At 63.2% G+C, this 9791-nt stretch carries 9 protein-coding genes; 7 read left to right on the top strand and 2 right to left on the bottom strand.

The genetic code is table 11. The features are described 5' to 3' along the window. The first annotated feature begins 344 nt into the window (after positions 1–344). Positions 345–1664: a PRC-barrel domain-containing protein gene (locus EOA22_RS14855; RefSeq protein ID WP_063169140.1), complete on the top strand. Its 1320-nt coding sequence runs from the start codon at positions 345–347 to the stop codon at positions 1662–1664. A 51-nt stretch (positions 1665–1715) separates the two neighbouring features. Here the strand turns inward: EOA22_RS14855 and EOA22_RS14860 are convergent, their stop codons facing one another. After that, complete coding sequence (locus EOA22_RS14860) at positions 1716–3287, bottom strand: alkaline phosphatase family protein (RefSeq protein ID WP_063169139.1); 1572 nt, start codon at positions 3285–3287, stop codon at positions 1716–1718. A 225-nt stretch (positions 3288–3512) separates the two neighbouring features. Between EOA22_RS14860 and EOA22_RS14865 the strand changes: the two genes are divergently transcribed. The 6 genes from EOA22_RS14865 (at position 3513) to EOA22_RS14890 (ending at position 8601) form a co-directional block, all read left to right on the top strand. Next, positions 3513–4445 carry a VOC family protein gene (locus tag EOA22_RS14865; protein ID WP_024503019.1) on the top strand — a complete coding sequence of 311 codons (933 nt, stop codon included), beginning with the start codon at positions 3513–3515 and terminating at the stop codon, positions 4443–4445. A gap of 4 nt (positions 4446–4449) precedes the next feature. Further along, a complete protein-coding gene (locus EOA22_RS14870) occupies positions 4450–5070 on the top strand; it encodes an alpha/beta hydrolase (protein ID WP_027163149.1) in 621 nt (206 codons plus the stop codon). Between the two features lie 2 nt (positions 5071–5072). Continuing rightward, positions 5073–5372, top strand: coding sequence for a GNAT family N-acetyltransferase (locus EOA22_RS14875; protein ID WP_013529296.1), 300 nt, complete (start codon positions 5073–5075; stop codon positions 5370–5372). A gap of 140 nt (positions 5373–5512) precedes the next feature. Further along, entirely contained in the window at positions 5513–6571 is a 1059-nt protein-coding gene (locus tag EOA22_RS14880) for a dipeptidase (RefSeq protein WP_013529297.1), read from the top strand. 98 nt (positions 6572–6669) lie between these two features. Beyond that, positions 6670–7980 (top strand): flavin monoamine oxidase family protein, encoded by a 1311-nt coding sequence (locus EOA22_RS14885; protein WP_063169138.1) that lies wholly within the window; start codon positions 6670–6672, stop codon positions 7978–7980. 210 nt (positions 7981–8190) lie between these two features. Further along, positions 8191–8601, top strand: coding sequence for a hypothetical protein (locus tag EOA22_RS14890; protein WP_013529299.1), 411 nt, complete (start codon positions 8191–8193; stop codon positions 8599–8601). 114 nt (positions 8602–8715) lie between these two features. On the opposite strand, the gene EOA22_RS14895 is transcribed toward EOA22_RS14890, so the two are convergent. Next, the coding region (locus EOA22_RS14895) for a hybrid sensor histidine kinase/response regulator (protein WP_127390054.1) at positions 8716–9791 on the bottom strand (1076 nt) is incomplete at its 5' end.

Consider the following 9791-nt stretch of genomic DNA (forward strand, 5'->3'; position numbering starts at 1 on the left):
TTTCCAGCGTCTGATGCATCCTGTCGGAGAAAGCGGCGAGGTCGGTGGTGCGAAAAGTGCCGCCGTCCCGGTTCAGCACCGCTGCAAATCTCATGCCCCGCTCCACCAGGTCAGCCAAATGGCGGCCGGGATATACCCAGCCAACGGCTGAAACGCGGCGTCGACAGAAAGGTTCCTCTTGCCACGGGGTGACTACCCCAGCGGCTCAATAATTTCCGTGGTTTCGTTCCCGGACCGCAGCGCTTTGTCGGAACAACTGACCCGGTCACGACGTTGTGAACCTGCAGATGCCGCGTTCCCCAAGGAGACGCGGCGCATGAGATCAGGCACGAGGAGAGACTACCATGATCCGCAATCTTTTAGCCACGACGGCGCTCGCAACCTTTGTCGCGACCGGCGCCTATGCGCAGAACGCAACAAATACGGCGCCTGCCACGCCCGCCGTCCAGGAGCCCGCCGCCGCTCCTGTGGCACGCGCAGAGGGCAGCATCGTCACCAACATCATCGGTGAGTCCGTCTACAACGGCACCGGCGACGATGCCGAAAACATCGGCAAGGTCAGCGACGTCGTGTTCGACAAGGATGGGCAGGCGAAATCCGTTGTCATCGACGTCGGCGGTTTTCTGGGTGTCGGCGCCAAAAGCGTTGCTTTCGATTACGGCAAGCTGCAGTGGGCCGAAAAGAATGGCGACCGCTGGTTGGTGGCCCAGACGACCAAGGACGAACTGACGGCGCAGGCAGAATTCGATAAAAAGCCTTACAGCCCGACCCCAGCACCTGCGGCATCGACCGACGCAACAGCGCCGGCAGCACCCGCGACGACGGACACAGCGCAAAAGCCTGTCGACATGAACGCCGCTTCGGCAGAACCAGTCAAGCGCGCCGACGGCAATCTCGCCACCAACATCATCGGGGAAAACGTCTATAACGGCACCGGCGATGACGCCCAGAACATCGGCGACGTCAACGACATTGTGCTGACCAAGGATGGCAAGGCGCAGTACTTGGTCATCGGCGTCGGCGGTTTCCTAGGCCTTGGCGCCAAGAACGTCACCTATGACTTCTCGAAGGCGCAGTGGGCCGAGAAGAATGGCGACCGCTGGCTGGTCGCCCAGACCACCAAGGAAGAATTGCAGGCGCAGCCGGATTTCAACCGCAAGGCCTATGACCCTGCGCCGGCAACGACGGCTTCGAATGCGCCGGCAGCAGTCGCGCCCGCCGCAGCCCCTGCCGTCGCTCCGTCCGACAAGACGGCACAGGCTCCGGCGCCCACGACCCCCGATGCCTCGGCTCCGGACCAGACAAAGACCGCAGCCATCGACAAGTCGACGCTGACCGAGATGCCGGTTGGTGAGATTCGCGCCGATGACCTCAAGGGCACGACTGTCTATGGCGCCAACGACGCCAAGGTCGGCGAGATCGGCGATGTCGTGCTTGCGCCCGACAAGAAGGCCGATGCGGTGATCGTCGATGTCGGTGGCTTCCTCGGCATTGGCGAGAAGGAAGTCGCGGTCGGCATGGATAATCTCAAATTCATGACCGACAAGGCGGGCAACAAATACCTGTACACGACCTTCACCAAGGAACAGCTCGAGGCACAAACCGCCTATGACAAGGGCAGCTATGCCGAGAAGCGCGATCAGCAGCGCATGATCGTCAGGTAGTTTCCACCCAGTCGGATACAGGCCCGCGCCGGCAACGATGCGGGCCTGTGTTCATGTGTGGCGTGGAGGCAGGCCAGCGGCATGGCCGACGAGGCCGTTCTCGGTCAATTCGGCCAGTGCCAGCGATTGATCGAGATGTTCGGCCCGCCAGGCGAGCAGTCGTTCGGCGAATTCCAGCCGCACGGCGAGATGGCTGGGGTCGGCCGCGAGGTTGTCCAATTCGTCCGGATCGTTTTCCAGATCGAACAGCAGCGGCGGCAGGTTGCCGCCGAAATGCACATATTTGAAATGTTCCGTGCGGATTACGGCGAGATTGCATTGGCGTGAGGCGATGCCGAAATGGCGTTCGGCCTCGCCCGCGGCAACCGAGCGGAAATCGAACTCCCAATGCGCGGCATCGCGCCACGCCGCCGGGGCCTCTCCGCTCAGGAACGGCTTCAGCGACCTGCCGTCGAGATGCGGCGCGGGCTCTTCGCCGAGCAGGTCGAGAAACGTCGGCAAAATGTCGACCGCTTCGGTGAAGCTGTCGACCTTGCCGCCGGCCGCCTTGCCGTGGCGCGGATCGCGGATGATCAGCGGAATGTGGTAGCTGCCGTCGAAATAGCCTCCCTTGCCCAGCATGAAATGGTCGCCCATCATCTCGGCATGGTCCGAGGTCAGCACGACGATGGTGTCGTCCCACGCGCCGGCCGCCTTGACCGCTTGCCAGATGCGGCCGAGCTGGGCGTCGACCTCGGAAATCATGCCGTAATAGATCGCGCGGAGGACGCGAAAATCGTCTTCGCTCCAGTCGTGCACCTTGCCGCTGGCGTCGGGGCGGAATTTCATCTGTTTCTGCCGGCCGAGATCATAGGCTAGATAGGGATGGTTTTCCGCCTCCTCCTGCCAACTTGCCGCGCGCCGAAAGGCCGGGCCGTCAGCCGGATCGTACATTGTGTTGTAGGGCTCCGGCACTATGAAGGGCGGGTGCGGGCTGATGAAGGAAAGATGCGCGAACCACGGCGCGGCGTGCTCCTGTTCGCCAAGCCAACGCGCGAATTCGCCGGTCAGGAAGGCCGCCGGGGTTTGCTGCCCGGAGTAGACGGGCGGCGCGTTGTCGACGGTGGTTCCGACCGCGCCGTCGGCCACCGGGCGATGGATGTCGGGAGATCCGGCGCTGGCGTCGACACCTTGTAGTTCCAGCCAGGATAGCCATTGCTTCTGATGCTCGGGCAGCAACTGGCGCACCGTAAAGCCCGGCAGCACGCCTTCATAGCTTTGCAGCCGCGGATCGCCTGGCGCCAGCAGGCGCGGATCGAGCGACACATCGGTGTAGCCGAACAGCGTCGGATCATAGCCCAGGGCGCGAGCCGAAAGCGCAATGTTGCCGTGGCGAGCGTCGAGCGGCGTGCCATTGCGGCAGACGCGGTTGTTCATCTGGTAGAGGCCGGTATAGAGGCAGGCGCGAGCGGGCGAGCAGGGCGCCGCGCCGCCATAATGCCGCTTGAACAGCACGCCCTCCGCGGCCAAAGCGTCGGCATTCGGCGTTCGCACGATCGGATGACCGGCGGCGGACAGACAATCGCCGCGCCACTGGTCGCATGTGATCAGGAGAATGTTAGGCCGCCTGGCTTTTCCAGTCACTCACGATACCTTTGTCCCGGATGTCGAACGCCGTTTATGGAACCGAATTCTGGCCATGGCGCAAGTCTGACCTGCGAGCCAATTGGTGAACGAACCTTGTTCCATCGTTCACTTTTATGACACAGTCTATTCTGTGTTTGCCGCCTTTGCGGAAACTGCCCTGGTCCTCATATTGGCGTGGACAGCGGCGAGGGCCGCACATGTACCAAGGGAAGGAGCAAGACAATGCTCGACCAGATCAAGGGCCTGCATCACGTCACGTCGATGGCCAGGGATGCCCGCCAGAACAACGATTTCTTCACCAGGAAACTCGGTCAGCGCCGGGTCAAGAAGACCGTCAATTTCGACGCGCCCGATGTTTACCATCTTTACTACGGTGACGAGGCCGGTACGCCGGGTTCGGTGATGACCTATTTCCCCTTCCCCGACATCGGCAAGGGCCGGCATGGGGTCGGGGAAGTCGGAACCACCGTCTACTCGGTGCCGGAAGGCACGCTTGGCTATTGGGAAAAACGCTTTGCCGATGAGGGCGTCACCGGCCTCTCGCGCGAAGAAACCTTCGGTGAGAAGCGCCTGGCTTTTGCCGGACCGGATGGTGACGGCTTCGCGCTGGTCGAGTGCAAGAGCGACAGCAGAGCACCCTGGGCGAAAGGCGGCGTTCCCACGGATGAGGCGATCCGAGGCTTTCATTCCGTGTCGCTCAGGCTGAAGGATGGCGGCGCCACGGAAGAGCTGCTGAAGTTCATGGGCTATGAGGAAGTCGACAAGTCCGGCAATCTCAGGCGGCTGGCGGTGAAGAACGGCAATGGCGCCGATGTCATCGACATCGAATCGCTGCCGAGCACGGCCTTCGCCGATCTCGGCGCCGGCTCCGTCCATCACGTCGCCTTCGCGGTCGAGAACCGCGCCAGGCAGCTGGAAGTACGCAAGGCGTTGATGGACACCGGCTATGGGGTGACGCCGGTGATCGACCGCGACTACTTCTGGGCGATCTATTTCCGCACACCGGGTGGCGTGCTGTTCGAAGTCGCCACCAACGAGCCGGGATTCGATCGCGACGAGGATACCGCTCATCTGGGCGAGGCGCTGAAGCTGCCGACGCAGCACCAGCACCTGCGGCCCTATCTCGAGCAGCATCTGCAGAAGTTGGAAGGCTGAGACCATGAGCAAGGACGCTTACATCCACAAGGTGCTGCCCGGTTCGCCGGGCGGTCCATTGCTGTTCGTCTTCCATGGCACGGGAGGCGATGAGAATCAGCTTCTGTCGCTGGGGCGCGATCTCGCGCCCCAGGCAACCATCGTCTCGCCGCGCGGTGATGTGTCGGAACAAGGTGCCGCGCGCTTCTTTCGCCGCGCCGCCGAGGGCATCTACGATATGGACGACCTGGCGCGGGCGACGACCAAGATGGCGGGCTTCGTCAAGGCCCATGTTGAAGCAGCGAAGCCATCGGCCGTGCTGGGTCTCGGCTATTCCAACGGCGCCAATGTCCTAGCCTCGGTGGTGTTCGCGGTTCCAGCGCTGTTCGACGCGTCGGTGCTGATGCATCCGCTGATCCCGTTCGAACCTGAGGTCAAGGGCAGCCTCGCCGGCCGCCATATCCTGGTGACCGCCGGCAAGCGCGATCCGATCTGCCCACCGAACCTGACCACGCGGCTCGAGGCCTATTTGCGTGCCGACGGCGCCGATGTCACAGTGGAATGGCACGATGGCGGGCACGAGGTGCGGCCAAACGAGATCGAGGCGGCACGGCGGTTCTTTGCCGATACTGCCCAAGGAGCATAGCAATGCCTGACCAACTGCCTGAGATCGAACTTGAGGATCGCGGTTCCAAGGGCCGCTACGTCCTGCGTGGACCCGATGGCGCCGAGGCCGAGATGACTTTCACCAAGATCGGTGAGCACCAGATCATCATCGACCACACCGAAGTGCCGGACGTCTTTCGCGGCCAGGGTGCCGGGCTTCGGCTTGTCACCCGCGCCGTCGAGGATGCGCGTGCGGCGGGCAAGAAGATCATCCCGCTCTGCCCGTTCGCCAACGCTCAGTTCCGCCGCCATCAGGAATGGGCCGACGTGCTGAAGCGGTAGGGATTCGTTGCTTGGAAACGGCGCGGCAAGCGGCTGCCATCCCACCGGGGCGGCTTTGGCATTTGCGCGGGTGGCGCATCCTGCCTAAGTAGATAGGATATATCTTAGCCGCGCCGACAAACGAACCGAATGATCCCCCAATGACCGAAACCGATCTCGTTCCCGTCTTCGACGGCCACAACGATACGTTGCTCAGGCTCCATCAGTCGAAAGACACGGACGTCGAAAAACTGTTCATCGAGGGGAAATCGGGCGGCCATATCGACCTGCCACGCGCGAAAGCCGGCGGCTTCGCCGGGGGCATGTTCGCCATCTTTCCGCCGCCTGTCGAGAAATCCAGGCGCGGCGCCGTGCCCCTGGCGCCGGGCGCCGCCGAACCGCTGCCGCCCGAGGTTCCCCGCAATGAGGCGCTGACCTCGACCATCGCGATGGCCTCGATCCTGTTCAGGCTGGAACGGGCCGGAGCGCTCACCGTCTGCCGCAGCGCCGGCGATGTGCGCAATGCCATGGCGCAAGGGTCGATCGCCGCGGTGTTCCACATCGAAGGGGTCGAGGCGATCGATCCCGAGCTCACCATGCTCGACGTGCTGCATGAAGCCGGCCTGCGCTCGCTCGGCATCGTCTGGAGCCGTCCGAACGCCTTTGGCCACGGCGTGCCGTTCCGCTTCCCGTCTTCGCCCGACACCGGCCCTGGCCTGACCGATGCCGGCAAGGCGCTGGTCAAGGCCTGCAACCAGTTGAAGATCATGATCGACCTGTCGCATCTCAACGAGAAGGGCTTTCGCGATGTCGCCGCACTCAGCGATGCGCCGCTGGTGGCGACCCATTCCAACGTGCACGCGATCTGCGGCCATTCGCGTAACTTGACCGACTGGCAGCTCGGCGCGATCCGCGAAACCGGCGGCATGGTCGGGCTGAACTTCGCAACCGGCTTCCTGCGCGAGGACGGTCGCATGAATGCCGACACCAGCCTCGATATCATGGTGCGCCATATCGATTCGCTGCTGCAGGCGCTGGGTGAGGATGGCGTTGGTCTTGGCTCCGATTTCGACGGCGCCATGATCCCGGCCGTCATCGGCGATGTCGCCGGCCTGCCGAAGCTGATCGATGCATTGGCGGCACGCGGTTTCGGCCGCGCGCTGATCGAAAAAATCGCCTATCGCAACTGGCTCAATATGCTCGAGAAAACGATAGGTTAGAGACAGCCTGCGGCATGGTGTGTTCGGCCCGCCGGCATATGTCGACAAGGACATAGTTCGTCGGTGGAAGCCGGATACGATTGGGTGGATAGCCGGCAATGCTGAAGACCTTCACGGATGAGGGCGGCGAATTCGAGCGAGCCGATGTCGTCATCGTCGGTGCGGGTTTCACCGGCCTGTCGGCGGCGCTTGAGATGAAGAAGGCCGGCATCGATTTCATCCTGCTCGAAGCACGCGACCGCGTCGGCGGACGCGTCGAGTCCCGATTGAACGGACTTGGCGAACGCATCGATGGTGGTGGCCAGTTCCTGTGCGAGGACATGCCGGAATTGATGGCCATGGTCGAGGCGCGCGGCAAGACGCTGGTTGAAACCTATGTCGATGGCGACTTCATCACCCAGCCGACGATGTCCGCACAACGAGCTGAGCGGACCTATCATGCCGCGATGGCGATCCGCGAGCGCATGAACGGGATCGATCCGGACGATGCCTCGATTGCCGGACTGACCGTCGCCGACTGGCTTGCCTGCCAGCACGATTCGGCCGATGCAAGGATGGCTTTCCGTTCGATGATCGAAGGTCTCTGGTGCATGGCGCTGGACCAGATTCCTCTCTGGTATTTGATCGACAATGACCGGCGGGTCACCAACGAGGTGACGGAACTGCAATATTCTGTGCGCGAAACCATGCATTCGCTGGCCGACGATCTGGCCCGCGACCTTGGCGATCGGTTGCGGCTAAGCGAGCCGGTCACGCGCATCGAGCACAGTTCGCCAGGTGTTCTTGTCGTTTCGGCCGGGGGTGCCGTCGAGGCGCGCACGGTTCTGGTTGCCGTCCCGCCGGCGAAGGTGACGGAGCTCGCCTTTGCCCCCGCTTTGCCGGCCGGACTGGGGCGGGCACTCGGCGCCTGGGAAAGCGGCGCGGCTATCAAGATCCTGGTGCGCTATGCCAAACCGTTTTGGCGGGCGCGGGATTTGAGCGGCATGGTGATGTGGCTCGAGCCGCCGGGGCTGTTTGCCTGCGACGCCGGCAAGGATGCGGAGCATGCGGCGCTCGTCGTGTTCGCCGGCGGCTCGCTCGCGCTGCGTTGGCGCGACCTCGGCGAGGCGGAACTGCGTGCGGAGGTGACCGGCCGGCTGGAGGCAGCCCTTGGTCCGGATGCCGGTGACGTCATCGATTTCAGTTTGCGTGACTGGACAGGAGATCGCTGGAGCGGCGGCGCGTACAGCGATCTTATTGTCGATGTTACAGCGACAGACGCCGAGCGAACGATCCTTGCCGGCGCACCGCCGGTGTATCTCGCCTCTTCAGAACTCTCGCCATCGTTTCCGGGGTATGTCGAGGGCGCCATCATTGCCGGGCGCATCGCCGCGCACAAGATCATTGCCGAGCTTCAAGCTCCGGGCTGAGCCTGATCTTTTCGAAAGACTGTTCGGTAAGATCGGTCAAGTTGCGCCTCGAGCCTCGGCGCCGTCGAAGCCATGCCCGATTTTGCCCGACTTCGCCCGAAATGCTGTTTCGAATTCGTTACAGTGCCAATCCTTCGCCACCCCATCACCGTTACAAAGCGCGGATAAGTTCATTTCACCGCCAAAAGAAACTCAGCGAAGGGGAAGGTAATGCATGCAAAAATCCAGACGATCCGCGGCGAGAGCCGCCTTCAGGCTCCAGAGCGCAATGACCGCCGTCCGAAACTGGCGCTGCGCCAGCGGGCCAGCGACCACCCCATGGCGATGTTCATGGTGCTGGCTGCTTGCGCCTTCGTCGGCATGGCGTTCACGCCGACAATCGGGCCGGCCTTCGCTTCGTTGAATCCGCCGGCCAATCTCATCGACGGCGCGCAGACGACGACCAGGACCGCGCGTCTGCCGGTGCCGTTGACCGACTTCGCCTGCAAGGGCCAGGCCTGGGGTGCCGAGAGCATGGATTGCCTGCGCGCCATCGCCGAACAGTCCGGAACACACAAAAGCCGGGCGATCCGCATGATCGCCAATGCCGCGCCGTTGACCGGCACGCCGAATATTTTCTGATTTCCGTCGAAGCATGGTCCCGAAAACCGTTCCCGTTTTGTGGATCATGCTCTGACCTCCCCGAGCGCCCTCCAGTGCGCTCCTTTTGGCTCCCGCCCCCGGGAGCCTCTTTTTTTATCCTTTCAAGGCCGCCTGTTCGGCGATGGCGGAGAGCACGCTGCGCACATCCAGCGTGCTGAACGGCTTTTCCAGAATCTGCGGTCGCTGGTGCGCCGGCAAGGCTTCGATTTCGGCTTTGGCACCGATCAGGTCTCCGGTGACCAGCACGAAACGCCGCGCCAAATCGGGCTTTTCGGCGAGCAGCTCACGATAGATCGATATGCCGCTGACGCCGGGCATGCGCAGGTCCGAAAAAACGATGTCCGGCGGCATGTGGCCGCTCAAGGTGGCGGCGGCCGATTCCCAGACCGGCACGATCCGCGACTTGATGCCCATCAGTTCGAGGATGTCGGAGAGTGACCCGGCGACATCCGGCTCGTCGTCGATGATCAAGGCATGGCGCAGGCCGCTCGATCGCGGCTGGTTGTCGCCGGCGGTGGCGAGGCCGGCCACGATGGCCGGCAGCTGGACGACGAAACGCGCGCCTCTCGGGAGCACTTCCTCGAACCAGACATTGCCATTGTGCCGCTCGATGATCGATTTCGAGATCGACAGGCCGATGCCGGTGCCGACGCCGACCGGCTTGGTGGTGAAATAGGATTCGAAGATGCGGCCGCGGATCGCTTCCGGCACGCCGGGCCCATTGTCCTCGACCGAGAAGCAGGGATGATCCCGGTCGCTGCGGAACGTCCGCACCTTGATCAGCCGGTCGCCGGCAATGCCAGCCAAAGCGTGCTGGCTGTTGATGAGGAAATTGGCCGCCACCTGCGTCACATGGTCGGCGTCGGCCATGGCCAGCAGCGGGCCTGCGGCGAAATCGGTGTCGATGATGATGCCGCTTGAGCGCGCGCCATAGGCGGTCACTTCAAGTGCCGCCCGGATCACCTGGTTGAGGTCGGTCTCGGCTTGTGCCGCGGGATGGAGGCGGACCATCGACAGGAAGCTCTTGACGATGCGGCCGCAGCGCTCGGCGGCCGCGCGGACCTTTTCGGCGCGCACCTTGGTTTGCGGATCGGAGGCGAATTCGTGCAGCAGCGTCGATTGCGCCACAACCACGGCCAGCGGGTTGTTGAGCACGTGCGACACACCGG

Origin of the sequence: Mesorhizobium sp. M7A.F.Ca.US.014.04.1.1, from assembly GCF_003998745.1 — a bacterium.
GTDB lineage: Bacteria > Pseudomonadota > Alphaproteobacteria > Rhizobiales > Rhizobiaceae > Mesorhizobium > Mesorhizobium ciceri.

Coding starts and splice junctions, on each gene's coding strand:
- EOA22_RS14880 (WP_013529297.1), top strand. CDS start 5,513: ATGACCGAAACCGATCTCGTTCCCGTCTTCGACGGCCACAACGATACG.
- EOA22_RS14870 (WP_027163149.1), top strand. CDS start 4,450: ATGAGCAAGGACGCTTACATCCACAAGGTGCTGCCCGGTTCGCCGGGC.
- EOA22_RS14865 (WP_024503019.1), top strand. CDS start 3,513: ATGCTCGACCAGATCAAGGGCCTGCATCACGTCACGTCGATGGCCAGG.
- EOA22_RS14855 (WP_063169140.1), top strand. CDS start 345: ATGATCCGCAATCTTTTAGCCACGACGGCGCTCGCAACCTTTGTCGCG.
- EOA22_RS14890 (WP_013529299.1), top strand. CDS start 8,191: ATGCATGCAAAAATCCAGACGATCCGCGGCGAGAGCCGCCTTCAGGCT.
- EOA22_RS14885 (WP_063169138.1), top strand. CDS start 6,670: ATGCTGAAGACCTTCACGGATGAGGGCGGCGAATTCGAGCGAGCCGAT.
- EOA22_RS14875 (WP_013529296.1), top strand. CDS start 5,073: ATGCCTGACCAACTGCCTGAGATCGAACTTGAGGATCGCGGTTCCAAG.